A 26,171-nucleotide genomic window follows, 5' to 3' on the forward strand; every position below is an offset into this window, starting at 1 on the left:
CTCCCGGTCAGTAACTCGTCGGCCAGTTGCTCAACAGGTGCTCGCCCACGCCCTCGGTCCGCCTCTTCTGGTAGATGCCGAGGTTGTCCAGGAGGTAAGCCCGGGTCTCCCGCGGGTCGATGACGTCAGCGGCGCCGTACACCGACGCCAGGTCGTAAGCGGTGTTGTCGCGGGACATGTTCTGCAGCAGCCGGTCGTACCTCTCCGGGTCCTCGTCGGGCGTGATGCCGTGGACCACACGGACGGCGGACCGGGGGTCCATGAAGCTGATGCTCGCCGTCCACCAGGCCGCCACCGTGTCCGCGGTGTTGGCCGCGCCCATGTTGACGAAGGCCTGCCCATAGCTCTTGCGCATCAGCACCGTCACCTTCGGGACCGTGACGAGCGACAGCGCGTTCATCCAGTTGACGACCTTGCCGGCGATCTTCTGGCGTTCGGCCTCGACGCCGACCAGGAAGCCCGGCTGGTCGACGAGGAAGACGAGCGGGATGTTGTACGAGTCGCAGAGAACCAGAAAGCTGGTGATCTTGTCGCAGGCATCCGCGTCGACGGCGCCGCCCTTGCTCAGCGGGTTGCTTGCGACGATGCCGACGCTGTGCCCGTCGAGTCGGGCCAGCGTCGTCACCGCGTTGCGTGCGTAGCGAGCCTTGAGCTCGAACATGGAACCCTCGTCGACGATGGCGTCGATGACCTTCTTCACGTCGTAGACCTGGGACTGCGACTCCGGCAGCAGCCCCAGGAGCTCTCCCACCCTGGCCCCCGACCCAGCCGGGACCCCGGTGACCGGCGGTGGCTCGTCTCGATGGCTCGGCAGGTAGGAAAGGAACCGACGGACCGCCTCGACCGCCTCATCGTCGGTGTCGGCGACCGCATCGGCGAACCCGGTCACCTGCGAGTGCAGTTTCCAGCCGCCGAGGGTCTCGCGGTCCACGGTCTGCCCGGTGGCCATGCTGACCAGTCCGGGACTGGAAACCGCCATCACGGCTCCTTTGCGAATCACCGCGAAGTCGGCTGCGACGGCGTGCCAGGCGGCCGACCCGAACGCGTACCCGAAGACCGCCGAGGCCCAGGGGCTCTCCCGGCGCCGCAGGAACCGCGTCTTGTCGTTCATGCCGCCCATGCCGACGCCGCCCATGATGTCGGGCATGCGCACTCCGGTGGACTCGCAGAAGTACACGACCGGCATTCCGCGCTCGGCGCCGACGTCCTTGATGTGCTGCATCTTCTTGTTGCTCGTCTGGCTGCTGGAGGCGCCCTTGACCGTGAAGTCGTAGGAGACGACGCCGGCCGGGCGCCCCTCGATCGCGCCGAAACCGGTGACCTTCCCGTCGGTGGGGGTGGAGTCGCGGACCTCGGGCAGGTTGGAGGTGCCGTAACGACCGGTCTCGGTGAAGGTTCCGGCATCGAAGAGCAGGTCCACGCGCTCGCGGGCGTTGAGCGCACCGCTCTCGGCGCGGCCCGCGAGCTTCGCCGGACCGCCCATGGCGAGCGCCGCAGCCTCGCGACGCTTGTGCTCGGTGATCAGTTCCTCGAAGGGCATGCCGACTCCAATCGCAGAGGTGTTCCAACGGGTGTGCCGACGGGTGTCCCAGCGGGGGACGGCGTCGCCGCCGTGCGGTGGGACGTGGTGCAGGGCGCGCGTGTCACAGCGCGAGCAGCAGTCCGGTCAGGCTGCTGAGGACGACGAAGAGCGCGACGCCCCGGACGAACGCGCGGTGCGGCAGCCGGTGCAGCACCGAGTTCCCCAAGAGCAGGCCCAGGGCCGCTCCCGGCAGCGCTGCCGCCGCGACGACCAACCAGCCGATAGCCGCGCTCCCCGAGCGGATGAGCAGCACCACCCCGACCACGTTGAGAACCAGGCCGACGGCGGAGACCGTGGCCCGGAACGGTCTGCCGGACAGCTGCTGGTTGAGCAGCCACAGGACCATCGGTGGGCCGGACAGCGAGACGCTGGTGTTCAGCGCCCCGCTGCTGATCCCCACGAGCACTCGACCCAGGCCGCTCGGGTCGGGCAGCCGGGGCAGCCGGTCGGCACCCACGAGGTAGCCGAGGCTCAGCACCACGATCGTGGCTTGCGCGCCGATGGTCAGCGCTCGCTCGGTGAGGCCGGTCAACAGGACAATGCCCAAGGGCAAGCCGATCAGACCCCCGACCGCGATCAGCAGGGCCTGACGGCCGGCTACGTACCGCCGGTCCGACCACACCAGGGGCAACCGCAGGGCTACCGACACCGCCAGGTTCGTGATGACGATCAGTGGTGGGGGCAGTACCCAGAGCAGGAACGGCGTCGTCACCAGAGCGAATCCGAAGCCACTGGTGCCGGTGACGAACCCGCCGAGCGCGGTCACGAGCAGGACGACGGTCCAGTGGCCGGCTCCCAGGTCCACCGTCACCGGACGCGGCAGCCGCGGCCGGTTGCCGTCCGGTCATCGCTGGGCACGCCGCGCTTGGACGCGCTCGTGGAGCAGCAGGGCAGCGGCTGCGGATGCCGCGTCGACCAGCTCTCCGAAGACCGGGAGCCCGGACTGCAGCGCCCGCTCGCGGTAGGCCTGCACATGCCGCTCGACCGCCGGGTTGCCGTCGGAGCGCAGGACCAGCAGGTGGTGGGACTGGTGCCGGCTGCGGTCCCGGGCGCGCGCGATGGAATCGATCAGCCCGGCCATGACGTCGCTTTCGGCCGTCGCCGTATTGCTCATGATGATGCCGACGTTGAGGTGGGAGATCACCGCAGCCGGGCTGGAGGTGTCGAGCACGGCGGACAGGATCCGCTCGGCGACCTGTCCATCATCGACGGCGAGCGTCCACGCGGGAGCGTCCAGGGGGTTCACCAGGCTGGTGCCGGGCGGCAGGCCGAGGGCGCGCAGCGCCGCAACGGTCTCCTCCGGCAGGTTGGGGACCTGCAGCCCGACGCGCTCCAGGGCATCGGTGGCCAGCACGCTCGTGCCGCCTCCGTTGCCGAAGAGCACGACGTCCGTGCCGGTCGAACGAGTTCCGAGGGCCTCCTGCTGGAAGGCCAGCAGCGCGTCGACCAGTTGGGAGAGCGTGTCGACGAGCACGAGGCCGGCCTGCCGGGCCAGGGCGGGCCACAGCAGGTGATTGCCGGCCAGGGCACCGGTGTGAGAAAGGGCGGCCCGGGCGCCGGAGGCCGTTCGGCCGCCGGCTAGCAGGACGACGGGCTTGTCGACCGGGCGGCTGCGCAGCACATCCAGCACCCGCCGGCCCTCGGCCAGCGACTCGAGGTAGAGGGCGACCACTCCGGTCGCCGGGTCGTCGAGGAAGTGAGTGAGCAGTTCGGCTGGAGAGACGTCGGCGCCGTTGCCCAGGCTCACGACACCGCTGAACCGGAGGCCCCGCTCCTGACCGAGGCGGAGGATGTCCACGCTGAGCCCGCCGCTCTGGGAGATGACGCCGACCGAACCCGGCTCGCTCGGCGAGCGGTCGACGAAGGTCACCCGGCCATGCGGCGAATGGGTTCCCAGGCAGTTGGGCCCCAGCAACCGCACGCCGGCCTGCTCCGCTGCCGCGACGAGCTGGCGTTCGAGGTCGGCCCCCTCCGGCGTCTCTCCGAACCCGCTGGAGATGACCTGTGCGAATCGCACCCGGCCATCGGCCGCAGCCAGGGTGCCCGGTACCGAGGCTGCGGCCACGGCCACGTAGGCGTAGTCGACGGGTGTGGGGGTCTCGCCGAGGGACCGCGATGCCGGCAGGCCCTCGATCAAGTCCGCCGTGGGGTGAACGGGGTAGATGTCGCCGTGGTAGCCGAACGCGCGCAGGTTGCGGATGTACAGGTTGGCTGGGGTAGTCCCCCGCGCCGAGGCGCCCACAACCGCGACCGTCTTGGGGGTGAGGAGGGCGCAGAAGTCGGTGGGTTCGGGGGCGCGGTGGACGGCGGCTTCGGGCGCGGGGTCGCGGCTGATCACGAGCCGGGCGTCGACGACCGCCGCCCCGCGAGGCGCCACGATCACCGGGTTCAGGTCGACCTCGACGACGTCGGGCGGCAGGTTCGCCAGCAGCCCGTCGGCACCGCCGATGGCCACGACCACGTCGACGAGGGCGTCCACGTCGGCGGCCGGTGCGCCGCGGACCCCGTCGAGCAGACTGCGGCCGCGAAGTTCGCCGAGCATCTCCACGACGTCGCCTCGGGTGATCGGGCAGAGCCGGAACGTCACGTCGCGCAGGACCTCGACGAAGACACCGCCGAGACCGAGCATGAGGACGAAGCCGAGCCCCGGTTCGCGCACTGCTCCCACGACGATTTCCTGGCCGGCCGGGGCCAACTCCTCGATGAGGAAGCCATCGACGTCGTGTCCTGCCTCTTGCAGGCGCTGTTCCATGGCGGTGATCTCCCCGGCCACCTCGTCCGCATCCGCCAGGCCCACCCGTACGCCGCCGAGATCGGACTTGTGCACGACGGTCGGTGAGATGACCTTGAGCACGTACGGGGCGGTCAGCCAGCCCACCGCTGTGCGCCCCTCCTCAGGGCTGACCACAGCGGTTCCCCGAGGAGTGGGCACACCGCGCTCACGAAGTAGGTGCTTGGCGAGGAGTTCCGGCAGGACCCGACTGCCTGACCGGCGGGCCGCCTCCACAGCGGTTCCCAGGTCGGCTGATCCATCCAGTGCGGTGGCCGGCAGGCGCACCGAGGCAGCAGTGTCTGTCACGAGTGGTCTCCTCTGGACGAGGTGTGAGTGATGGGGAGTGAAGGCCGGTCAGGACGGCTTGGCCATCCCCCACCGCTCGACGGTGCGCCGCTCGATGAGCGCGAAGACCGACTCGATCAACAGGCCTAGCGCAGAGATCACGACCAGACCGGCGAAGACGCTCGCCGTCTCCAGGAAGTAGCGGCTCTGGTTGATGTAGAACCCGAGCCCTCCGGCCCCCCCGGCCACTCCGAAGACCAGTTCGGCGGCCACGACGGTCCGCCAGCCAAAGGCCCAGGCCATCCGCACGCCCGAGAGCAGGTGGGGAAGCGCCGCGGGCAACAGGACCTGCCGAACCATGCGTAGCCCGCGGATGCCGAGGGTGCGTGCGGCCCGCTGCAACGTCGGGCTCACGGTGCGGAACCCCATGTCGGCGTTGAGCGCGATCGGCCACACCGTCGAGTTGAGGATCACGACGATGATCGCCGTCGGCGTCAGCCCGAACCAGATCATCGCGAGCGGGAGGATCGCGATCGACGGGAGCGGGTTGAGGATGGAGACCAGCAGCTTCAGCAGGTCGTGCCCGGTTCGGGACAGCACCGCGAACGTCGCCAGCAGCAACCCGACCACCATGCCGACTGCCGTACCGGTCAGCAGCGTGCGCATCGTGAAGTAGGTGGCGTTGATGATCTCGAGGCTGGCGATGTCCTCGACCAGAGCGCGGGCGACGTCCAGAGGAGAGGGGACGAGCAGCGACCTGACGCCGGTGATCATCACCGCCGCCTGCCACAGCACGAGCAGCAGGACGGCCAGCAGTCCGCGACGGGCGGCAGGTGGCAGATCGCGGAAACGCCTGCCGGTCTGCCGGTCCGCCGCAGCAGTGGCGCCGGGAACGGCGGCGGTGTCGGTGAGGCTCATGGCTGTCCTCCCACGGCGACACGGGTCTCCTGCTCAATGGCCGGGTCGGTCGCCGGTCGACCTTCTAGCAGGGTCCTCAGCTGGGTGACGGCCTCGGCAAAGCCGGGGGAGTCGAGGTCGGAAACGCCGGAGGTGTCGACGATCGCGCGGACCCGCCCGGGATTGGCAGCCATAACCATCACCCGGTCACCCAGGTAGGCGGCCTCCTGGATGGAGTGGGTCACCATCACCAGCGTCACCTGCGTGGCCCGGGAGATTCGGTCGAGTTCCCGCTGCAGAGCGGTGCGGGTGATCTCGTCCACGGCACCGAAAGGCTCGTCCATGAGGAGCACTGAGGGCTCGATCGCCAGCGCCCGGGCGATGGCGGCCCGCTGCTTCATCCCGCCGGAGAGCTGGTGCGGGTAGCGGTGGGCGGCGTCGCCGATCCGGACCATTTCCAGGAACTGCTCGGCGATACGGGTTGCCTCCTGGCCCTTCGCTCGGCCGGTGACCTGCAGTGCGTAAGTGAGGTTCCCGAGGATGGTGCGCCAGGGGAAGAGCTGGTCGAAGTCCTGGAAGACCACGGCCCGGTCCGGGCCTGGACCGGTGATGGGGTGCCCGCTCGAACTTAGCGTCCCCCGCAGCGGACGCAGGAACCCGGCCATCGCCATGAGCAGGGTTGTCTTGCCGCAGCCCGAAGGACCGATGATGACGAACCGCTCGCCCGGGTGGATCTGGAACGTCACGCCGTCGACGGCGAGGAAGCGAGCCCGGTTCCGGTCCCCGTACTCGATGCTGACGTCCTCGCCGGACACGACCGGCGGGCCGTCGGGGGTCTTCCCTGTGGTCGTCATGGCGTCAGCTCCCCGCCGAGACGGTCGGCAGCATGAGGCTGTCGATGTCGGGCACCTCGGAGATGAGGCCGATCGACTCCATGAACTCGGCGTTCTGCTCATACCCGGCGGGCTCGACCGTCCAGTCCTCGGCCGCGTCAGCGATCCACTTCTCGTACTGCTCGGCAGTGACGGCGCCGCCTTCCGCCTCGGACAGGATCTCGGCTGCCTCGGCCGGCCGCTCCCGCAGCATCGTCAGGGTCTCCTCGAGGGCCTCGAAGACGGCCTGGGAGAAGGGTTCGTAACAGTCGTAAAAATCCTGAGTCAGCACGATGGCGGAGTAGGTCATCTCCCCGAACACGTCCGAGGCGCTGGCCAGCGTCCGGGCCCCGCTGTCCGCGATGAGGCGGTACTGGAACGGTGGGCCGATGAAGGCCGCTCCTGTCGTCCCGGATAGGAGCGCCTGGTAGGCGTCGGGGTGCCCCATCGAGGCCAGCTGGTCGTCGAATGCCGTCGCGTCACCGAGCTGCTCCTCGCCGAGGGCGGCGAGGGCGATTGCCTGGCCTGAGTCGGGGGAGGGCAGCGAGATCGGCCGGCCGGACGCGTCCAAGTCCTCCAGCGACTGGATCGCCGGGTCGATCGCCACGAGGTCGATGCCGAGCTGGCTCATCGAGCCGAGCACCTTCCACTCCACGCCCCGGTCGACGCCCACCAGAAAGGGTGCGATCCCCGCGACGCCCACCTGGATCTGGCCGCCCAGCATCCCGTCCCGGGTGGCGGCACCGCCGCTGACGCCCTCCTGCCAGACGAACTCCGTGTCCGGGAACTCGTCCTCGAGGATCCCCTCGTGCATCATGATCGTCAGCGGTGCGTACGCGATACCGGAGCCGACCGCGATCGTGACCGAGTCCGGCGGGCCGTCGCAGGCCTCTGACGACGCCGACGATCCGCCCGACCCGGACGATCCGCCACAGGCGGACGCGGTGAGCGCTACGCCGACCACGGCCGTGACCACCTTGGACGCTGCCTTCATCAAGACCTCCACCACCTTTGGTGCTCGATGCCGCGGCGCCCGGCCCGTCGTCCCGATAGGGGGGTGTCTGGCGGCTCTCCGATGGCGGAAGTGTGCTCTGGCCCACAGTGGGACCACAATGCGCAATCGACTGACGGCGTGATAGCCGCGGCCTATCCCCTCGGGTCGCTCGGTCCCCGGTGGGATCAGAAGGGGTCAGGCAGCCGGTCCTGCAGGCCGTGGCTCTCCTGCTGGAGGATGCGGAGGAACGCCCGGACCGCAGGGGACGGCTGCTCGTCGCTGCGGAGCACCACGGACATCCGCGTCTCGGCCCACTCCTCGTCGAGGAGCGCTAGATGAACCCCGTCGAGGGACTGCATGCCGGAGTTCGGGGCGAGCGTCGAGGCCAGCGAGAGGCCGACGCCTGCGGCGACCATTCGTTGGGCGGTCTCCGCGCTATCGGTGTAGTAGACGGCGTCGATCGCGTGCTCGGCGGCGAGCGCGTCGAAGGCGGCCCGCAGCAGATAACCACGGTGGAAGACGACCATGGCCTCGCCGGCCAGGTCGGCCGCCTCCACGGAACGTCGCTGGGCCAACCGGTGGCCGGGGGGCAGGCAGAGCACGATCCGGCCGTGCGCCAGGTCGATGTACCGCAGCCCCGGACGGTCGGACCCGCCCCGGAGGAACCGGGAGACGATGCCGAGATCGAACTCGCCGGTGGCCACGTCGTCGGAGATGACCGTCGACCCGCGCTCGGTGACCTGGAAATGGATGCTGGGGTATTCGCTGCGGAAGCGCCGCACGATCACCGGCAGGACCGCGTGACTCGCCGCTGAGATCGAACCCAGGCGTACCCGTCCCGCGCGCAGCCCGGTGATGGCACCGGCTTCCTGGCGCATGGCATCCTCGGCCCGCAGCGCCGCGCGCAGGTGCGGCAGTATGGCCTCCGCGGCATCCGTCGGGCGGACTCCCTGGGCGCCCCGCGTGATCAGGACGACGCCGAGGTCCTCCTCTAGGCGGCGGATCTGTGCGCTCACCGAAGGCTGGGCGACGCCCAGCTCGATGGCCGCGCGGCGAACGGAGCCGAGGCGCAGAGCCGTGTCGAGATACCGCAACTGCTCCAATCGCACCGCAGCCCCCTCTCCGGGGCGGCCAGCGTACGTCCTGGTTACACCCCCGGGCAGTCCGCGCACGGTGTTCCCTGAAGAGTGGTCGCGGCCCACGGGAACCCCTAGGGCGGGATTCTTTCCCTGCTGCTGGTCAACCAGGCGCTGTGGGTCCTCGATGAGCACTTCGCGAGAGCCTGGCAGCAGACCAGCGCCACCCGGGTCGACGGGGCCCGCCGTCGCCGCCAAAGTCTGGGGACCTACCGCCTGGTGCGGTATGCCGACGACTTCGTTGATCATAGTGAGCGGGACGCGTGCACACGCCGAGGCGTTACACGGCCAGGTGGCGGCGATCCTCGCCGAGGTCGGCTCCGCCTGGCGCCGGACGAGACGAAAATCGCCCACATCGACGGAGGTTTCGACCTGCGCGGTTCCGTATACGGCGAGGCACCAAGCAGGGCGACGGGAAGAACGCATCGTCCCCTGGCTACGCGGCATCCTCACCGAGCTGCCCAAACAGCACGCCGAGCTGATCGACCGGTTCGCCCGCTGGCAGCTGCTGCGCCGGCTGCGGCTACTCGCCGAGCGTGACCGGGTCACCCGCGGTGGAGTGCAGCACGCCCGCGCCGCGATCATCGGCGCCGCCCGGTTCCTGCGCTGGCTCGACGAGCAGGACACCACGCTGGCCACCGCGACCCAGGCCCAACTCGAGGACTACCTCGCCCGTTTCTCCGGCCGCGGTTCCAGCCTGAAGGTGTTCCTGGACTGGACGCACCGCAGCAGTCTCGGCGCCGAGCTCCAGATCCCCGCGCACGAGCGACCGCTACCGCAGGTCACTCTCTCCGACCAGCACCGCTGGCAACAGGTCGAACGGCTGCTGCACGACGACGACATCCGCCTCTACGTCCGCATCGGCGGACTGTTCCTGCTGCTGTTCGTCCAACCGCTGGCCCGGATCTGCCGCATGCACGCCGACCAGATCACCCAGCGGCCCGACGGAGCCGTGACAGTCACCTTCGACGCCGCCCCTATCGAGCTGCCCGATCCGCTCGACCGGCTCGTCCTGGACCAACTGGCCCGCCGCGGTCAGGTCTCCTACGCCAGCCGCCCGGACCGCTGGCTGTTCCCCGGCGGCCTACCCGGCAAGCACCTGGTCACCGAGAACATCCGCTCCCAACTCGTCGCGCTCGGCATCCAGCACTCCACCGCCCGCAAGGCGGCGATGTTCGACCTCGCCGCTCAGATGCCGGTGCCGATCGGGGCAGAGCTGCTCGGTCTCTCCCCCCACACCGCCACCCGCTGGGCCGCCCTGGCCGCCCGCGACTGGAGCCGGTACGCCGCCATGTGCCGCGCCTGACACCACGAGGCCCGCCCGCCCGACGATGACACGCCCGGCCCTCCCACCGCGGTCGAAGACAGCGCTACTCCAGAGGCCTGACCGCACCCGGCAGTCCGTGGAAGGTCACCGCGGAGGGGCAATAGGAGGTGGTTCCGATATGCGCCTCCACCGATAAACGAACTCGTGGTGACGAGTTACGGAAGGACCGCCTGCACACTCAGGCCGTGGGAACGAGGGGATCTCCGGAGTACCGGGCTCGCCGGCGGGAACGCGAGCAGCAACGACGGCAGCAACAGGCGCGGCGCACCTCGACCGACCACGTCCGTCCCGACCGGCCTGGTGCCCCAGCAGACGGCCGCGATCGGCGCTCCGCGGCGACAACGTGCGGATGGTGCGCCGGACCGATCACCCCACGCAGCCGAGGTCCTATCCCGAAGTGGTGCTCGGCCACCTGCCGGCACCGAGCCTGGGAGCAGACCCGCGCCGCCGCCTCCGACCGGGCCGCGGTGCAGGTCGTCGAACGGCGGGTCGAGATCCACGTCCCGCTGGAGCCGACCCGCCGGGACTGGCCGCGGCTGCTCGACGAGCTCGCCGCACAGCTCGCCGACGGCCGCGTCTACGACCGCGACCTACCCGCTCTCGACCGGGCACTGCAGCCGGTGCTGCGGTCCCACCGGTGGCGCGCCGGCGCGACCGGCGCCCCCGAGACGTTCTCAGCCAGACCTGCAGATCCTCCGGTTCTCCTCCCGTAACCGGAAGCGGATGCGCAACCGGCTGACGCCTGCCGTCCGTCACTCGCCCGTAGTGGACTCCCTGCGCACCTGCCGCTGACAGCCGCAGCCACCGCGGCCGGCGTGGTCACCACCAGGACGTTCTCGACGTGACCCCCGCCGGGCTGCCCGATGGCTGCGACGGCCTGAATCTCCCCGGCAACCCGGCGGGCTCCACGCGATCGGCGCGCTCCTGGTCGTCTTCGACGACGCGCTCCCTGGTCCTCATGGGCGGGGACGTGACGGGGCCCTTGCCGTGAGGACTCGGCGACCCTCCGCGGAGAAGCGCTCGCAGCCAATGCCCTCGCTGTCACCCCTCGTCCGCCGGCCGAGCTATCCGTGGCGGCCACCGACGTCTCGTCGGCAACTACTCGTCACAACGAGTTTGCATTATCGGTGGAGGCGCATATCGGAACCACCTCCTATTGCCCGTCTCCGGTCGGCTCCGCCGACGACGGCGGGGAGGGAGCCTGGTCGTCGGTGGGAGAGCGTCGTGGTGTCAGGCCCGTCGCATGGCGGCGTACTGGCTCCAGTCCCGGGCGGCGAGGGCGGCCCAGCGGGTGGCGGTGTTCGTGCTGAGGCCGAGCAGTTCGGCCAGGATCGGCACCGGCATCCGGGCGGCGAGGTCGAACATCGCGGCCTTGCGGGCGGCGGAGGGCCGGATGCCCAGAGCGACGAGCTGGGAGCGGATGTTCTCGGTGACCAGGTGCTTTCCGGGCAGACCGCCGGGAAACAGCCAGCGGTCGGGGCGGCTGGCGTAGGAGGCCTGGCCGCGGCGGGCCAGCTGGTCGAGCACGAGCCGGTCGAGCGGATCGGGCAGCTGGATGGGGGCTGCGTCGAAGGTGACGGTCACGGCTCCGTCGGGCTCGGTGGTGATCTGGTCGGCGCGCATGCGGCAGATCCGGGCCAGCGGCTGGGCGAACAGCAGCATGAACAGCCCGCCGATGCGGACATAGAGGCGGATGTCGTCGTCGTGCAGCAGCCGCTCGACCTGCTGCCAGCGGCGCTGGTCGGAGAGGGTGACCTGCGGCAGCGGCCGCTCGGCGCCGGGAACGTGCAGGTCGGAGCCGACGCCGCTGCGTTGTGTCCAGTCCAGGAACACCTTCAGGCTTCGGCCGCGGCCGGGATGGCTGACCAGGTAGTCGTCGAGCTGGGCCTGGGTGGCGGTGGCGAGGGTGGCGTTGTGCTCGTCGAGCCAGCGCAGGAACCGGGCGGCACCGAGCACGGCGGCGCGGGCGTGCTGCACCCCGCCGCGGGTGACCCGGTCACGCTCGCCGAGGAGCCGTAGCCGGCGCAGCAGCTGCCAGCGGGCGAATCGGTCAATCACCTCGGCGTGGGGTTTGGGCAGGTCGGTGAGGAGCTCGCGCAGCCACGGGACGATGCGTTCGACGGCCAGCTGGTAGGGCGGCAGGACGCCGAGCGCGGCGAGCAGATCGCGCACGTAGTCGACCGACCGGGTGGCCGGCAGAGCCGCGAAGGCGGCGTGGGAGATCTCCAGCTCGCCGCGGGCCATGTCCCGCAGGATGTCCGGGCGGGCCGAGGCACGGGTCAGCCAGTAGAGCGTGGTCTGCGGCCGCGGCCCGGCCATCAGGGCGTCGAAGACCGGCTGCAGCTTCGGGTGGATGTCTCCGGTCGGGTCGGTGAGCAGCTCGGTGAGCTGCTGGCGCAGGGTGCAGGGCCCGCAGTGGCGGCCGAATGGGCTGTCTTCGCGGCCGCAGGACGGGCAGGCGTAGACCGGCTCGTGGCCGGTGCAGCCGGCGCAGGCCGGGCGGCGCTGCGGGTCGTAGAAGGCCAGCACCTTCAGCTGGCCGCAGCCCGGGCACGGCTTGGCCGTGCGACGGAAGCGCAGCATGCAGCGCTGGCAGACCCGCTGCTCGAGGATCTTCCGATGGCAGGGCCGCAGCTCGCCGCACTGCCCGCAGGTGGTGGTCGACCAGCCGCGCGGAGCGCTCACCGGTCCTCGTGCGGGCGCCGGACGGTGGCGCGGATCGGGCGGAGGTCACCGATGCCCAGCCCCTCCCGCGCCGCATCGACGGTGCCGGTCTTGGCCTGTTCGGCCTGTTCGACGACGGGTTCGAGCAGCTCGGCGGGGGTGCAGCCGAGAATGTCGCAGAGCGCGGCGAGCAGGTCGACGTTGACCCGCTGCGGCGGGGTGGTGACCAGCTTGTGCACGTACTGGCGGGTCAGGTGCACCCCGCGCTCGGCCAGCAGCGGCACCAACTCGCTGGTCTGGAAGATGCCGCGGGAGGCCATCACCTGCCGCAGGTGCCAGCGCATCACCAGCCGCCGAGTCATCGGCGCACCTCCGTCCCGGTCGTCATCCCGGTCGTCGCCCCGGTGGCCTCCGTGGTTGTCGATGGCGGCTTGTAGACGCGGCCGAGCGCCGCCTGCAGCGTCTTGTTCTTGAAGTCGTTGCTGACCGAGGTGTAGATCGCCGTCGTCGAGGCGTAGGCGTGCCCGACCTGTTCCTGCACGAACCGCTCCGGATAGCCGAACTCGATCAGGTGCGTGACATAGGAGTGCCGCAGGCAGTGCAGCGTCAGCTCCGGGGCGAGCCCGGCGCCGGCGCGCAGCACCGCGAACCGCTTGTCCAGGTGCTTGGTCGAGACCCGGGTGAGCCGCTCGGTGACCCACAGCGCCGGATGGTCCGCGGGCCGCAGGATGGGCCGGGCCTGCTCGGCCCACTGCCGCAGCCCGGCGATCGCCCAGTCGAACTCCGGGACCGCCAGCACCGTGCGCCGGCGTGGAACGCCGCCGCGGATGGCCTTGCCGTAGCGCACGTGCACCGACCCGTAGCCGCCCCAGTCCGGCACGTGCGGGTTGGGTCGCAGGTCGGCCACGTCGAGGCGGCACAGCTCGTTGCGGCGCAGCCCGAAGGCGTAGCAGGTCTTGATCATCTGCGCGTCCCGCAGCGCGGCGAGCGCACCCTTGCGTCCGGACTTGACGATCACATCCACCTGACGGTCCAGGTGGTCGAACAACTGCTCCAGCTCGTCGTAGGACAGCGGGCGCCGGGCCGGTTGTCCCTCGTACTCGGTCAGGTGCGCGACGGTGTTCCACTCGTGACACACCTGGCTGGGCACCTGCCCGAACCGGTCGCGGCACTGCCGGGGCCACTCGTAACGGGCGTCGGTGAGGTAGTCGCAGAACATCCGCAGCGTCAGGTGGTAGCCGCGGATCGTCGCCGGCGCCATCCGCCGCTCACCGGAGGTGAGCCCGACGGTGAAGTCCTCGACGTCGGCCGGCGTCCACGACCACGGGTAGGAGCCGGCGAACTCGGTGAACCGGCGCAGCAGTGACAGCCGCGAGGAGACGGTGGCATCGGAGAGCATCCGCGACTTCTGCTGCCTGGCCCAGCCGGTCAGCATGCCCTCGAACACCGCAGCCGGCTCGTCCAGATGAGCGACGCCCTCGACCAGAACCAGTCCCGCCGAGCCCGGCACCTGCGCCAACCCCGCACCCCACCCTGTCAACGGAAACACGACAATGTCGCGTCAACGTAGCAAGAGCAGGATGGTCCCCAGGTCAGCGACGCGCGCACCGCCGACCCGCCGGCGAATAGACGTGCAGCGTGCGCCCGCAGTGTCAACTTTCCGTCAATAGGCGGCCCTTCGGCCCTCGATGCATGAGGTGTGTCGGCTCATGATCTTGTCTAGTCCCGGCCGTGGGGACTTCCGGCGACGACGTCGTCCGGTGACGTGGATCCGAGGTCACAGACATCGCGGTCGACGCACCGGTGGCGTATGCACTCAGGACCTTCCAGTGGAACAGGGAGCTGGTGCGTCCGAGGCCGCAGGAGCCCATCCCGACGTGGTGCCCGCCGTTCCGTCGGCAAGGCACCAGGCAGCAGGCCCGGGCCGCGACCTCCTGTCGCCCGTTTGACACCGGGCGCCGAGAGGTCGAGCAGGGGGTGGAGCCATCATGGACCGTGTCCGGCACCGTCCTGAACGCGGCTGCAACGTAACGCCGACGCGGGCAGGGCGGCGAGGGGTGACATCCATCAGCACAGGAGGGACATCCCCGCGAGACCCGACGCCTCCTTCGCGCAGCGACCACTACCGGAAGGTCCCGGCCAACCCACGTCCGATGGCCCTCATGGACACCGACCACATGCCGGCCGGTCCTGGCCAGTGACAGCCCAGTCGCCACTGAGGGCGCTCAGCGCAGCAGACCCGCTGCGCGATGATGACCGTGCCACCCAGCGTCCTCAGTCTCCGCCTCGATCATCCGCACGAACGACGGCTACTCCTTCGGCACCGTCACAACGGCGTCCACGCCGAGCTCTCGGGCGGCCTCCACCTGAGCATCGTCGAGCGAGTGCACGGTGGCACCGAGCCGGCCAGCGACCGCGATGTGCAGCGCGTCAGCGCCGCCCAGGTTGCGCTCGGGTGGCCGGACGTAGTCGGCCGCTCGTCGGAAGTCCAGAGTCTCGACCGGCAGGAGGTCGAGCCCTTGGTCGGTGATCACCGCGAAGGCGTACTCGGCCTCCGTCCGCCCGACAGCGTCGAGAACTCCCTGGCGCTGCTTGATCGACAGCGCGGACGCCACCTCGACCCTGGTCCACTCCGAAGTCACGAGGTCGTCGTCGACTCCCGCGAGCCAGTCGTGCGCACGAGCCGTCCGCTCCTCCGTCGTGATGAGCGCAACGAGCAGGCTGGTGTCCAGGTAGAGCATCAGTACCGATCGTCGTCGCGCATCTGGCGAACCAGGTCACCGGAGTCCACGGAGCTGTACGGGATCTTCGCGGTCTGCCTCCTGAGCCAGTCGACGTCGATCCTGCGGCGCGGCTTGCAATGCATGGACATGTCGACCACCGGTTCTCCGTCACGGGTGATGACCACGGTCACGCCGGCCTCGGCGGCGGCGATCAACTCGCTGAAGCGGCCCCGCGCCTCGGTCACGCTGTAGACGCGCTCGTCTGCTGGCTGAGCCATGCCGACCTCCTGACGGACATCTGGATGATCATGACGCTAGGCCGACGCCCTAACAGGAACAAGGGGACCCCGCGACCACCGCCCGGCGGAGTTCCGGCCAACCATTGTGGGCTCTACGAACTTAGGCGGGCAGGGTGATCATCACTGCCGCTGCCCGCCGGTGTTGGCGGGTGCAGGACCACCGTATCCGGCGGCGCTGGTTGGTCGGATTCCGGAAGCCGAACGCGTCGCGGCCAACGTGCTTGGCGAGCCGGTTGTAGCCCTCGGATCTTGCGTTGGAGTAGCCGGTGTGCAGGCCGGCGAGGATCGCCGGCCACCAGGTCTCGATCGTGGCGGCGAGCCGGTGCACTTCGGGTGCGGTGGAGGCCGCGGCGTGGGCGTAGAACACCTCGAGACGACGGTGGATGTCCTCGCGGTCGGGTGCGGTGCCGGCCAGAGCGAGCAGGGCGCGGAGGTCTTCCTTGACCACCCAGGCGGACAAGATCTCTTCGCCGGGGGCCCCGGTATCGACCAGGGTGTTCCACATCCGGGTGAAGGAGTCACTGGAGAGTCGTTCGTGAGCGGTGAGCAGCCGGCGGCGCAGCCGCCACGCCGGGTCCACCTTGCGTCCCCGGCGTCCCTCGGTCTCCCGGATCACTCGCTGGCGGACCGCGGTGACGGTGTCACCTGCCAGCCGCACCAGGTGGAACCGGTCGGCGACGATGACAGCGTGTGGGAGGCCGGCGCGGACCGCGGCGGCGTAGGAGGCCGACAGGTCGATCGCGACATGCGTGATCGACTGCCGCCACGCGGCTGGCTGCTCGGCCAGCCAGGTGGTGACGGCGGCCGCTGACCGGCCTTCGACCTGCGCCAACAGACCGCCGCTGCCGGCGGCGTCGACGAACCCGGTGTGCCACCGATCGGCCACCACCACCCACCGGCCGGTCTCCGGATCGCGGGCGAAGACCGGTTTGCCGCGGCGTGTCTCATCGACCCCCAACACCTTCACCGGCGGCAGCGGCGCGGCCAGCACCGGGGTGACGTGATCGATGAACGCCTGGTGCACCGTGGACCAGCCCACCCGATGGTGGCCGGCGACCTCGGCCACCGTCCGCCCGGAGTCGGCAACCGCGGACCCGAGCTCGGCGCGCAGCCGCATCGTCAGCCGAGCGCGGGCCGGGACGGCCGGCAGCGACTCGGTGAACGACCGTCGCTCACACGCGGTCTCCGCGCAGCGCCAGCGGCGCTTGTGCCACACCAGTAACAACCCCGACGGCCCGTGCGGCAGATCGCGGGGTCGGCTGCTCACACGGCCCTTCACCGATACCGAGATCACCCCGCAGGACGGGCACCCGGCCGCGGTCTCATCGGCGGTCACCACATGCACCACCCGACCGTCCACCCCCTCAGCGACGACCCGTGCGACGGCGAGGCCATCCAGCCCGAACAGCCGACTGGCATCGGAGTCGAGCTGGGACTGGACACACTGATCCTGCGTAGGCTGCGACAAGCCCGTGACCTCATTCTGGCGACCATGCTGCGTAGACAACAGTCATGATCACCGAGGTCACGGGCGCCTACGTCAGCGCCCTACCGGACCGCGTTGCCCGTTCAAGTTCGTAGAGCCCCATTGTGCCAGCGCACCATCCGGTCAACGTCGGGACGACGGCAGGACCTCCCAGGCGCTGCGGCATGACGTGAGGTGGCGCGCAGGTGCCGCTCCAGCGATGTCACCCCTCGTCACCCCGATGCCACCCCAGCGTCGGTGTCCGCCAGCCCCCGGTGACCGCTGACCCGCACTGCAGAAGAACCGGAGAAAAACAGGAGATTCCCGCTGCACTGTCAACAATCGGGCGAGAACGGCGCCTTCTCCAGAAGGAGGGCCACGTCCGACGACGGTGTGCGGAAGCGGACGCAACGCGAGGAGGACGACATGGCAGACGACCAGCGGGGGCGAGACGAGCCGACCGGCGACCGGTTGCTGCTGACGCCGGAGGAGGCCGCACAGGTGCTCCGGCTCGGCCGGACCACGGTCTATGCCCTGATGAAGGCCGGCGACCTACGCCCGATCCACGTCGCGGTTCTTGGTGCTGACGTGCCGGCGGTCGGGCTTGCCGTTGGCGGTGAACCCGACGGAGACGTAGCCGTTGGTCCGTCGAGCATCGGCAAGCACGCGGAGCGCGAGCTCATCGAGGGCAAGCACGACGACGTCTTCTGGATGCATGTCGAGTGCCACGGCCGCGAGGGTAGGCGGCGCCCCGAAGGGCGAGCAGTCCGCCCTGGGGGGCGCCGCCAAGCGGCAAGGCCTCTGAGTCGAGCTCGGCGAGCAGGTCGAGGAACCAGGCCGGCGGCAACTTCACCAGGTGCTCGCCCCTGGGGGAGGGTGGGCCGCGGGCCCATCCTGGCGGGACGCGCAGCGCCCCTCGGCGACCCGCTGCAGCCGGCACCCTCGGCCGGTTGTGCAACGGTCTCGTCACCCCTTGGGGGAGCCGCATGGGGTCCGCGGATCACGCCATCCCAGTCCGCAGAGTCCGCAGACAGTCCGCAGAGTCCGCAGAAAGTCCGCAAACGAGCCAACCCCGACCGTCATCGGTCAGCGGCGCGCCACCACAAAGTCGCAGCTCAGCCGCAAAATTCGATAACCACCGTCGAAAGCCGACGGCCACGTATCGGTTCGACAACTACCGCTGACCCCCAGCGGCCCGCACGGCGAGCCGCCCACCTCATCCCGCCGCGGCGTCGCGGCAGGGTGAGGCGGGCCGGCCGCCGAACGGGTCACGCGTGCAGTGCCCGCAGCACCTCGTAGAAGGCGGCCTTGCTCTCGAAGCCGATGCCGGGGGTCTCGGTGAGCCGGACGTGGCTGTCCTCGACGACGGCGCCGTCGGCGAAGCCACCCGTGGGCTGGAACTCACCGGGGTAGGACTCGTTTCCGCCGAGCTTGAGCGCTGCGGCGATGTGCAGCGAGAACTGGTGCCCCCCGTGCGGGACGCAGCGCCGGGAGGACCAGCCGTGCTGGGCGAGCATCTCCTGGATCCGCAGGTACTCGGTGAGGCCGTAGCTCAGGGCCGGATCGACCTGGATGTAGTCCCGGTCCGGACGCATCCCGCCGTAGCGGATCAGGTTGCGCGCGTCCTGGAGCGAGAACAGGTTCTCGCCGGTCGCGATGGGGCCGCGGTACTGCTCCGAGACCACCGCGTTGAGCCGGTAGTCGAGCGGGTCACCGATCTCCTCGTACCAGAACAGGCCGTACGGTTCGATGGCCCTGCCGTACTCGAGCGCGGTGGCGAGGTCGAACCGGCCGTTGACGTCGACGGCCAGCCGGGACCCGTCGCCGTCGAGCACCTCCAGGACGGCCTCGATCCGCTCGAGGTCCTCGGCGAGGTCCGCGCCACCGATCTTCATCTTGACCACGCGGTAGCCCTGGTCGAGGAAGCCCTTCATCTCGTCCTGCAGGTCGCGCAAGGTCTTGCCGGGCGCGTAGTAGCCGCCGGCGGCGTAGACGAACACCTGCTCATCGGGCTCCCCGTCGCCGTAGCGGTCGGACAGCCACCGGTACAGCGGCTGCCCGGCGATCTTGGCGGCGAGGTCGAACAGCGCCATGTCGATGACGCCGACCGCCACCGAGCGCTCGCCGTGCCCACCCGGCTTCTCGTTGGTCATGACCGCGCCCCACGCCCGGGCCGGATCGAGCTGACCGTCCTCGGCCAGCAGCGACTCCGGATCCGCGGCGAGGAGGCGCGGCACGACCCTCCGCCGGAGGATCTCCCCTGCGCTGTAGCGGCCGTTGGAGTTGAACCCGTATCCGACCACCGGCTCGCCATCGCGCACGACGTCGGAGACGACCGCCACGATCGAGCAGTCCATCGAACTGAAATCGATCCACGCGTTGCGGATGGACGAGCTGATGGGGACGACACCTTCATGCACCGAGACGATCTTCACGGACGCTCCCGAGTCGGTTTTATAAATTACAACGACACGGTAGTGTCAGTGCCGGCCGACGCACAAGGCAGGTCTCCGCGAGGGAGCGACCGCATGACGACCGCGAACGTGTTCTCGAGCAAGGGCGACGCGGCGTACGCGGAGCTACGGGCCCGCATCCTGCGCGGCGACCTGCCGCCCGGGTCCCGCCTGGCCCAGCACGAGCTCGCCTCCACCCTCGGCATGAGCCTGACACCACTGCGCGAGGCGATCCGCCGGCTCAGCAGCGAGGGCCTGATCGACCTGGACACGCACCGGGACGCACGCGTCGCGGCAATGAACGCCACCGAGGCGCGCCAGCTCTTCGAGGTGCGGCTGTCACTCGACCCGACCGCTGCCGGACTCGCGGCGGAACACCGTACGGAGGCCGACCTCGCCGCCCTCCGCGGCGCCGCGGACCGGTTGTTGCCGGTGACCAGGGCCTGGGGTGAGGACGCGCTCGACGCCCACCGCGCCTTCCACCGCGCCCTCTACGTCGCCTCGCACAACGACGTGCTCGTCAGGATGCTCGACGACCTGTGGGACAAGGGAGACCGCTACCGGAGGCTCGGGCTGGACCTTCCGCCCGGGGACCAGCCGCGCACCCGCGACCACCGCGAGCACCACGAGCTGGTGGAACTCATCACGGCCCGGGACTCCACCGGAGCCGCTGAGCTCATGCGGACCCACATCGAACGCAGCCTCACCGCCGCCGCGATCACGGCCCTCGAGCACCGCCGGCACGAGCAGGCGGACCCGGGCACCGGCAGCACCCGCTGAATCCGGCGGGCCGTGACCGGTCAGCGCTGACCGAGCTCCCGGGCCATCTGCTCCAGCCGGGCGATCCGCTCCGGCATGGGCGGGTGGCTGGCGAACATCGACGCCAGCCCCTGCCCGCGGAAGGGGTTGGCGATCATCAGGTGGCTCTGGGTGACCAGCCGTTCCTCCTGCGGCAGCGGGCGGGCGGCGGTACCCCGCTCGATGACGCGCAGCGCCTCGGCCAGGGCCAGTGGGTCCTGGGACAGCGCGGCCCCCGACGCGTCGGCCTGGAACTCACGGCTGCGGCTGACCGCCATCTGGACCAGCCCCGCGGCGATCGGCCCCAGCAGCATGAGCAGCAGCCCGCCGATCATGTTGCCGCCGCCGCGGTCCTCGTCGGACCGGCCGCCGAACAGCGACGCGAACATCGCCATGTGCGCCAGGTAGGTGATCACCGTGGCCATCGCCCCGGCGACGGAGCTGATCAGGATGTCGCGGTTGTAGACGTGCGAGAGCTCGTGGGCGAGCACGCCGCGCAGCTGGCGCCGGTCGAGCAGCTCGAGGATGCCCTGGGTGACGCAGACGGCGGCGTTGCGCGGGTTGCGGCCGGTGGCGAACGCGTTGGGCTGATTGGTCGGGCTGACGTAGAGACGGGGCATCGGCTGCCGCGCCTCGGTGGCCAGCTCCCGGACGATCGCGTAGAGCTGCGGGGCCTGGGTCTCGGTGACCGGGAATGCCCGCATCGACCGCAGGGCCAGCTTGTCGGAGTTGAAGTACGCGTACCCGTTGACGCCGAGGGCGATCAGCAGCGCGATGAACAGGCCACCGCGGCCACCGATGAGCGCGCCCGCCATCAGGATGAGCCCGCCCATGAGCCCGAGGAGGACGGCGGTCTTCAGTCCGTTGTTCCAGCGCTGCACGTCCGGTCCAACGCCGTCGCCCGGTCGCCCGTTCCCGCGCGGCAGGCCGCCGGGACGGCGCGGAATGACCGGACCGCCCGCGCGGTTGGCAGGAACGAGCGCGGTGGAATCCCTCGCCGCCCCAGCGTGTCCGGTTGCACATTCCCGGCGCCGACGCACGCACGTAACCTCGCCCGGTGGAGGTAGAACCGCTGATGACTGGCACCAACTCGACCGCCGCGCCGTCGCACTCGTCCGGCGCCGTGACCACCACGGTGTCCAGCTCGGCACCCGGCGGGCTCGTGAAGAGCGTCGTGGAGCTCGATCGCGTCGTCATCCGGCTGGCCGGTGACTCCGGCGACGGGATGCAGCTCACGGGCAACCGCTTCACCAGCGAGACGGCGTCCTTCGGCAACGACCTGAAGACGCTGCCGAACTTCCCCGCCGAGATCCGGGCGCCGACGGGGACCCTGCCCGGCGTCAGCTCCTTCCAGCTGCAGTTCGCCGACCACGACGTCATGACGCCGGGTGACGCGCCCGACGTGCTGGTCGCGATGAACCCCGCGGCCCTCAAGGCCAACCTCGCCGAGCTGCCCGGCGGCGGCCTGCTCATCGTCGACGCCGACGAGTTCACGCCGCGGAACCTGGCGAAGGTCGGCTATGCGACCAACCCGTTGGAGGACGGCTCCCTCGAGGGGTGGCAGACGGTCAGCGTGCCGCTGACCTCGATGACCCTCGACGCGCTCGCCGACTCGGGCCTGGGCAAGAAGGAGGCCGAGCGGAGCAAGAACATGTTCACCCTCGGCCTGCTGTCGTGGATGTACCACCGGCCGACCGAGGGCACGATCCGCTTCCTCGAGCGCACCTTCCGCCGCAAGCCGGAGATCGCCGCGGCCAACATCGCCGCGTTCCGCGCCGGCTACAACTACGGCGACACCACCGAGGCGTTCGCCGTCTCGTACGAGATCAAACCCGCCCCGATGAAGCCCGGGCGCTACCGGAACATCTCGGGCAACCAGGCGCTCGCTCTCGGTCTGGTCGCCGCCGGCCAGCGCTCCGGCCTGCCGGTGTTCCTCGGCGCCTACCCGATCACCCCGGCGTCGGACATCCTGCACGAGCTGTCCCGGCACAAGTCCTTCGGCGTGCGCACCTTCCAGGCCGAGGACGAGATCTCCGGCATCGGCGCCGCCCTGGGCGCCTCGTTCGGCGGCGCGCTGGGGATCACCACGACCTCGGGCCCGGGTGTGGCGCTCAAGGGCGAGACGATCGGGCTGGCGGTCATGACCGAACTGCCGCTGGTCATCGTCGACGTGCAGCGCGGTGGGCCCTCGACCGGTCTGCCCACCAAGACCGAGCAGTCCGACCTGCTGCAGGCGATGTTCGGCCGCAACGGCGAGGCGCCGGTGCCGGTGATCGCCCCGCGCTCCCCCGGTGACTGCTTCGACGCCGCCGTCGAGGCCGCGCGGATTGCGCTGACCTACCGGACGCCGGTCATGCTGCTGTCGGACGGCTACCTGGCCAACGGCGCCGAGCCGTGGGCCATCCCCGACGCCGACTCGCTCCCCGACCTGAAGCCGGCCGTGGGCTTCGCCACCGAGCCCAACGGCGAGGAGGGCGAGTTCCTCCCCTACCTGCGGGATCCGGAGACCCTCGCCCGCGCCTGGGCGATCCCGGGCACCGCGGGGATGCAGCACCGGATCGGCGGGTTGGAGAAGGCCGACAAGACCGGCAACATCTCCTACGACCCGGCCAACCACGACTTCATGACCCGCACGCGCCAGGCCAAGATCGACGGCATCGCCGCGTCGATCCCGCCGACCGACGTGGAGGACCCCGACGGTGACGCACGCGTCGCCGTCATCGGCTGGGGCTCCACCTACGGCCCGATCGGCGCCGCCTGCCGGCGGATCCGCACCTCCGGCCGCAAGGTCGCCCAGATCCACCTGCGGCACATCAACCCGTTCCCGGCCGACCTCGGCGAGGTCCTGGCCCGGTACGACCGGGTGATCTGCCCGGAGATGAACCTCGGGCAGCTGGCCCTGCTGCTGCGCGCGAAGTACCTGGTCGACGTCCGGAGCCACACCCAGGTGCGCGGGATGCCGTTCCGCTCCGCCGAGCTGGCCGCCGTCATCCAGGACGCCATCGACACCGGGAACCCGGCCGCTGTGAACACCGACGCTGTGAACGGAGCCCTCCAGTGACCACCATCGATCTCGGCATGCCCGCTGGGGCGTCGATCCCGCCCGGACCCATCGCGGACGCCATCACCGCCTCGGTCGAGAGCCACGGCGAGAAGCAGACCGCGCTCAAGGCCAAGGACCTCAAGACCGATCAGGAGGTCCGCTGGTGCCCGGGGTGCGGTGACTACGTCATCCTCAACGCGGTCCAGAGCTTCCTGCCCAGCCTCGGCATCGCCCGCGAGGACATGGTGATCGTGTCGGGGATCGGCTGCTCGTCGCGCTTCCCGTACTACCTGAACACCTACGGGATGCACTCGATCCACGGCCGTGCCCCGGCGATCGCCACCGGCCTGGCCGCCTCCCGTCCCGACCTGTCGGTCTGGGTCGTCACCGGTGACGGCGACGCGCTGTCCATCGGCGGCAACCACCTGATCCACGCCCTGCGGCGCAACGTCAACATGACGATCCTGCTGTTCAACAACCGGATCTACGGGCTCACCAAGGGCCAGTACTCCCCCACCTCCGAGGTCGGGAAGGTCACCAAGTCCACGCCGATGGGCTCGCTGGACCACCCGTTCAACCCGGTGTCGCTGGCCATCGGCGCCGACGCCACCTTCGTCGGCCGGGCGATGGACTCCGACCGCAAGGGGCTGACCGAGGTGCTGCGGCAGGCCGCCGAGCACCAGGGCACGTCGCTGGTCGAGATCTACCAGAACTGCAACATCTTCAACGACGGGGCGTTCGAGTTGCTGAAGGACCCGGCCACGGGTCCGATGTGGACGATCCCGCTCGAGCACGGCAAGCCGCTGGTCTTCGGCCCGGACGGCGCCTCGTGCGTGGTCCGCGACGACTTCGGTGGACTGCGGATCGCCGAGACGAATCAGGTCGACGCGAGCGAGATCGTGGTGCACGACGCCACCCGCGAGGACCCGTCCTACGCGTTCGCGCTGTCCCGGCTGTCCTCGCAGGACCTCCGGTACACGCCGATGGGCGTCTTCCGGTCGGTCCAGAAGCCGTCGTACGACGCGATGATGGCCGAGCAGCTGCACGAGGCTCGCCTCGAGGGCTCCGGCGACCTCGCCGACCTGCTCGCCGGTGGCGACACCTGGGAAGTGCAATAACTCTGTCGTCCTCCGGACGACGCCGCGACCAGGTCCCGTCCTCTGGCTGAGTTGGGCCGCTTCGTCGGCCCTGCGCGGACCCCTGCGGGGCCTACTCGGGCCGACAGCTCAACATGCGCCTTCGGGCCCGTCCTCCTCCGGGAGGGCGGGCCCGCGGTCGCTGCCGGGCGGTCAGCCGTGCGCGATGGGCCCACCGCCGATCAGCCGGTCCCATCTCGCGCATCCGGGCGTCCGAGGGCGCCGCGGTCACCCTCTTCGGCGGGTGCGCGGAGCACCGCGGTCAACACGGTCAGCGCATCGCGGAGCTCCCGACGCGTCGGGGCGGCGAACCCCAGCACGAGACCCGCGCTGGCACCCGGCGCGCCGTCGAGGTGGTGCCGCGCCAGACCGTCGAGCGCGATCCCCGCCGCGGTGCTGGCCCTCGACCTCACCGAGGCGAGCGTGAAGATCCGCACCGGCCCGCCGGGCGACGACGAGAGCGACGTCGACGGGCCCGACCGGGTCTGGGCGGGCGTGCTGCCCCTGCGCACGGTGACCGGCGAGCCGGAACCCTGCCCGCTGCTGCCCGCGGACGTGCCGGTGCCCGCGCGGGTGCGGGACCGTCGGGTCAGCCTCGGGGCGTGATCCGCAGCAGCCGGTCGTCGCCGCCGTTGTCGGTGACGGCGTAGAGGGCGCCGTCCCCGCCCTGCTGCACGGTCCGCAGCCGGCCGTACGCGTCGTCGAGCTCGGGCACCTGGAACTGCCCGACGACGGCGCCGGCGTCGTCCAGCCGCAGTGCCAGCACGCCCTGGTCCTTGAGCAGCGCCACCAGCAGCTGCCCGTCGTAGTCGCCCCATTCCTCGCCCGCGACGAAGGTGGCGCCGCTGGTGGCGAGGGTCGAGTCGCCGGAGGACCAGACGGACGGGACCGCCCCGGGGATCGACGGGTCGGTCATCGGCACGCTTTCGTCGTAGGAGCCGCCGCCGTCGGGGTCCCAGCCGTAGTTGCCGCCCGCACGCAGCAGGTTGACCTCGTCGTCCCGGTCGGGGCCGTGCTCCACCGAGAACACCTGACCGGTGCCCGGCCGCACCGCGAGACCCTGCACGTTGCGGTGTCCGCTGGTCCAGACGGCGACCTCGCCGGTCGCCGGGTCGGCCCGCAGCACCTTGCCGCCCAGGGAGTCGGGGTCCTGCGGCACCGTGCCGGTGGCGGTGTCGCCGGTGCCGATCAGCAGCGCACCGTCGGGCGCGAACTCCAGCCGGCAGCCGCCGTGCCGTCCGCTGCGCTCGTTGAGCGGCAGCCCGCCGACCAGCGGGTCGGCGACCCGGGTGGCCGACGACCAGTCGGGCGCCACGGTCCACGCGACGACGTCGATGTCGCCGTCCTGGTCGCCCTGGCAGCTGTAGAGCCGCCGGTTCTCCGCGAAGTCGGGGTCCAGCGCCAGCCCCATCAGGCCGGTCTCCCCGTCTGCGAACAGGTCGCCGAAGTCGGCCCGGACCTCCTGCACCGTGCCGTCGAGCAGCACGGCGGTGAAGCCGCCCGCGCGCTCGTCCACCAGCAGCGTCCCGTCGGGGGCCTGCACGACGTCCCAGGGGTGGTCCAGGCCCTCGGCGAGCACCTCGACGTCGAGCGCCGGAGCGCCCGTGGGCGTACCGGTGGAAGTCGGCGGTGCCGGGCGGAGCCCCGGGTCGCCCTCAGCGGCGGAGCACCCGGTGAGCAGCGCGAGGACGGCCAGGCCGGCGAGGATCCGCATCCACCCAGCA

Annotated in this window: 23 protein-coding genes and 1 pseudogene; 7 read left to right on the top strand and 17 right to left on the bottom strand. The window is 70.7% G+C overall.

The genetic code is table 11. The features are described 5' to 3' along the window. Nucleotides 1-7: 7 nt before the first annotated feature. From BLASA_RS20110 to BLASA_RS25260, 7 genes are all read right to left on the bottom strand, one after another. On the bottom strand, nucleotides 8-1,540 hold the full coding sequence (locus BLASA_RS20110; RefSeq protein WP_014378090.1) for an acyl-CoA carboxylase subunit beta: 1,533 nt from the start codon (nucleotides 1,538-1,540) through the stop codon (nucleotides 8-10). 103 nt (nucleotides 1,541-1,643) lie between these two features. Next, entirely contained in the window at nucleotides 1,644-2,393 is a 750-nt protein-coding gene (locus tag BLASA_RS20115; protein ID WP_014378091.1) for a sulfite exporter TauE/SafE family protein, read from the bottom strand. 33 nt (nucleotides 2,394-2,426) lie between these two features. Next, complete coding sequence (locus BLASA_RS20120; protein WP_014378092.1) at nucleotides 2,427-4,661, bottom strand: acetate--CoA ligase family protein; 2,235 nt, start codon at nucleotides 4,659-4,661, stop codon at nucleotides 2,427-2,429. Between the two features lie 48 nt (nucleotides 4,662-4,709). Continuing rightward, entirely contained in the window at nucleotides 4,710-5,558 is an 849-nt protein-coding gene (locus BLASA_RS20125) for an ABC transporter permease (RefSeq protein ID WP_014378093.1), read from the bottom strand. Further along, nucleotides 5,555-6,391 carry an ABC transporter ATP-binding protein gene (locus tag BLASA_RS20130; protein WP_014378094.1) on the bottom strand — a complete coding sequence of 279 codons (837 nt, stop codon included), beginning with the start codon at nucleotides 6,389-6,391 and terminating at the stop codon, nucleotides 5,555-5,557. The genes BLASA_RS20125 and BLASA_RS20130 overlap by 4 nt, the downstream gene beginning before the upstream one ends. Before the next feature lie 4 nt (nucleotides 6,392-6,395). Beyond that, complete coding sequence (locus tag BLASA_RS23705) at nucleotides 6,396-7,403, bottom strand: ABC transporter substrate-binding protein (RefSeq protein ID WP_166486605.1); 1,008 nt, start codon at nucleotides 7,401-7,403, stop codon at nucleotides 6,396-6,398. Nucleotides 7,404-7,588: 185 nt separating this feature from the next. After that, nucleotides 7,589-8,674, bottom strand: coding sequence for a LysR family transcriptional regulator (locus BLASA_RS25260; RefSeq protein ID WP_166486606.1), 1,086 nt, complete (start codon nucleotides 8,672-8,674; stop codon nucleotides 7,589-7,591). A gap of 115 nt (nucleotides 8,675-8,789) precedes the next feature. On the opposite strand from BLASA_RS25260, the gene BLASA_RS20145 reads away from it, so the two are divergent. Next, nucleotides 8,790-9,845 carry a hypothetical protein gene (locus BLASA_RS20145; RefSeq protein ID WP_193345667.1) on the top strand — a complete coding sequence of 352 codons (1,056 nt, stop codon included), beginning with the start codon at nucleotides 8,790-8,792 and terminating at the stop codon, nucleotides 9,843-9,845. A 488-nt stretch (nucleotides 9,846-10,333) separates the two neighbouring features. Continuing rightward, nucleotides 10,334-10,579, top strand: a complete 246-nt coding sequence (locus BLASA_RS20150) for a hypothetical protein (RefSeq protein WP_014378098.1) — start codon at nucleotides 10,334-10,336, stop codon at nucleotides 10,577-10,579. A 517-nt stretch (nucleotides 10,580-11,096) separates the two neighbouring features. On the opposite strand, the gene BLASA_RS20155 is transcribed toward BLASA_RS20150, so the two are convergent. From BLASA_RS20155 to BLASA_RS20180, 6 genes are all read right to left on the bottom strand, one after another. Continuing rightward, nucleotides 11,097-12,551 (bottom strand): hypothetical protein, encoded by a 1,455-nt coding sequence (locus BLASA_RS20155; RefSeq protein ID WP_014375252.1) that lies wholly within the window; start codon nucleotides 12,549-12,551, stop codon nucleotides 11,097-11,099. Continuing rightward, nucleotides 12,548-12,892 (bottom strand): helix-turn-helix domain-containing protein, encoded by a 345-nt coding sequence (locus tag BLASA_RS20160; protein WP_014375253.1) that lies wholly within the window; start codon nucleotides 12,890-12,892, stop codon nucleotides 12,548-12,550. Before BLASA_RS20160 ends, BLASA_RS20155 begins: the two co-directional genes overlap by 4 nt. Continuing rightward, the gene (locus tag BLASA_RS20165; protein WP_231839624.1) at nucleotides 12,889-14,040 is read right to left on the bottom strand and encodes a tyrosine-type recombinase/integrase; all 1,152 of its coding nucleotides are present in this window, start codon (nucleotides 14,038-14,040) and stop codon (nucleotides 12,889-12,891) included. Before BLASA_RS20165 ends, BLASA_RS20160 begins: the two co-directional genes overlap by 4 nt. A gap of 799 nt (nucleotides 14,041-14,839) precedes the next feature. Continuing rightward, nucleotides 14,840-15,271: a type II toxin-antitoxin system VapC family toxin gene (locus tag BLASA_RS20170; protein WP_014378100.1), complete on the bottom strand. Its 432-nt coding sequence runs from the start codon at nucleotides 15,269-15,271 to the stop codon at nucleotides 14,840-14,842. Continuing rightward, nucleotides 15,271-15,531 carry a type II toxin-antitoxin system Phd/YefM family antitoxin gene (locus BLASA_RS20175; protein WP_014378101.1) on the bottom strand — a complete coding sequence of 87 codons (261 nt, stop codon included), beginning with the start codon at nucleotides 15,529-15,531 and terminating at the stop codon, nucleotides 15,271-15,273. Before BLASA_RS20175 ends, BLASA_RS20170 begins: the two co-directional genes overlap by 1 nt. Before the next feature lie 121 nt (nucleotides 15,532-15,652). Then, nucleotides 15,653-17,020, bottom strand: a complete 1,368-nt coding sequence (locus tag BLASA_RS20180; protein ID WP_014378102.1) for an ISL3 family transposase — start codon at nucleotides 17,018-17,020, stop codon at nucleotides 15,653-15,655. 423 nt (nucleotides 17,021-17,443) lie between these two features. Between BLASA_RS20180 and BLASA_RS26615 the strand changes: the two are divergent. Next, nucleotides 17,444-17,539 (top strand): annotated as a pseudogene (locus tag BLASA_RS26615) (hypothetical protein); the annotation flags it as partial. Between the two features lie 30 nt (nucleotides 17,540-17,569). On the opposite strand, the gene BLASA_RS26090 reads toward BLASA_RS26615, so the two are convergent. Continuing rightward, entirely contained in the window at nucleotides 17,570-17,746 is a 177-nt protein-coding gene (locus BLASA_RS26090) for a hypothetical protein (protein ID WP_231839504.1), read from the bottom strand. A 539-nt stretch (nucleotides 17,747-18,285) separates the two neighbouring features. Beyond that, nucleotides 18,286-19,452 (bottom strand): mandelate racemase/muconate lactonizing enzyme family protein, encoded by a 1,167-nt coding sequence (locus tag BLASA_RS20190; RefSeq protein ID WP_014378105.1) that lies wholly within the window; start codon nucleotides 19,450-19,452, stop codon nucleotides 18,286-18,288. Between the two features lie 93 nt (nucleotides 19,453-19,545). Here BLASA_RS20190 and BLASA_RS20195 point away from each other — a divergent pair, with 93 nt between their 5' ends. Beyond that, nucleotides 19,546-20,250 carry a GntR family transcriptional regulator gene (locus BLASA_RS20195; protein ID WP_014378106.1) on the top strand — a complete coding sequence of 235 codons (705 nt, stop codon included), beginning with the start codon at nucleotides 19,546-19,548 and terminating at the stop codon, nucleotides 20,248-20,250. A 20-nt stretch (nucleotides 20,251-20,270) separates the two neighbouring features. Here BLASA_RS20195 and htpX read toward each other — a convergent pair whose 3' ends face one another. Beyond that, nucleotides 20,271-21,149, bottom strand: coding sequence for a zinc metalloprotease HtpX (gene htpX, locus BLASA_RS20200; RefSeq protein WP_014378107.1), 879 nt, complete (start codon nucleotides 21,147-21,149; stop codon nucleotides 20,271-20,273). 176 nt (nucleotides 21,150-21,325) lie between these two features. Here htpX and BLASA_RS20205 point away from each other — a divergent pair, with 176 nt between their 5' ends. The 3 genes from BLASA_RS20205 to BLASA_RS20215 all read left to right on the top strand — a co-directional run bounded on the left by BLASA_RS20205 (nucleotide 21,326) and on the right by BLASA_RS20215 (nucleotide 25,053). Then, nucleotides 21,326-23,329, top strand: a complete 2,004-nt coding sequence (locus tag BLASA_RS20205; RefSeq protein WP_014378108.1) for a 2-oxoacid:acceptor oxidoreductase subunit alpha — start codon at nucleotides 21,326-21,328, stop codon at nucleotides 23,327-23,329. Continuing rightward, complete coding sequence (locus tag BLASA_RS20210) at nucleotides 23,326-24,429, top strand: 2-oxoacid:ferredoxin oxidoreductase subunit beta (protein WP_014378109.1); 1,104 nt, start codon at nucleotides 23,326-23,328, stop codon at nucleotides 24,427-24,429. The genes BLASA_RS20205 and BLASA_RS20210 overlap by 4 nt, the downstream gene beginning before the upstream one ends. A 411-nt stretch (nucleotides 24,430-24,840) precedes the next feature. Then, nucleotides 24,841-25,053 carry a hypothetical protein gene (locus tag BLASA_RS20215; protein WP_197536242.1) on the top strand — a complete coding sequence of 71 codons (213 nt, stop codon included), beginning with the start codon at nucleotides 24,841-24,843 and terminating at the stop codon, nucleotides 25,051-25,053. Here BLASA_RS20215 and BLASA_RS20220 read toward each other — a convergent pair. Beyond that, nucleotides 25,037-26,161: a PQQ-dependent sugar dehydrogenase gene (locus BLASA_RS20220; RefSeq protein WP_014378111.1), complete on the bottom strand. Its 1,125-nt coding sequence runs from the start codon at nucleotides 26,159-26,161 to the stop codon at nucleotides 25,037-25,039. The genes BLASA_RS20215 and BLASA_RS20220 overlap by 17 nt on opposite strands. Nucleotides 26,162-26,171: the final 10 nt, after the last annotated feature.

Source organism: Blastococcus saxobsidens DD2, assembly GCF_000284015.1.
In the GTDB taxonomy this organism is placed as follows: domain Bacteria; phylum Actinomycetota; class Actinomycetes; order Mycobacteriales; family Geodermatophilaceae; genus Blastococcus; species Blastococcus saxobsidens_A.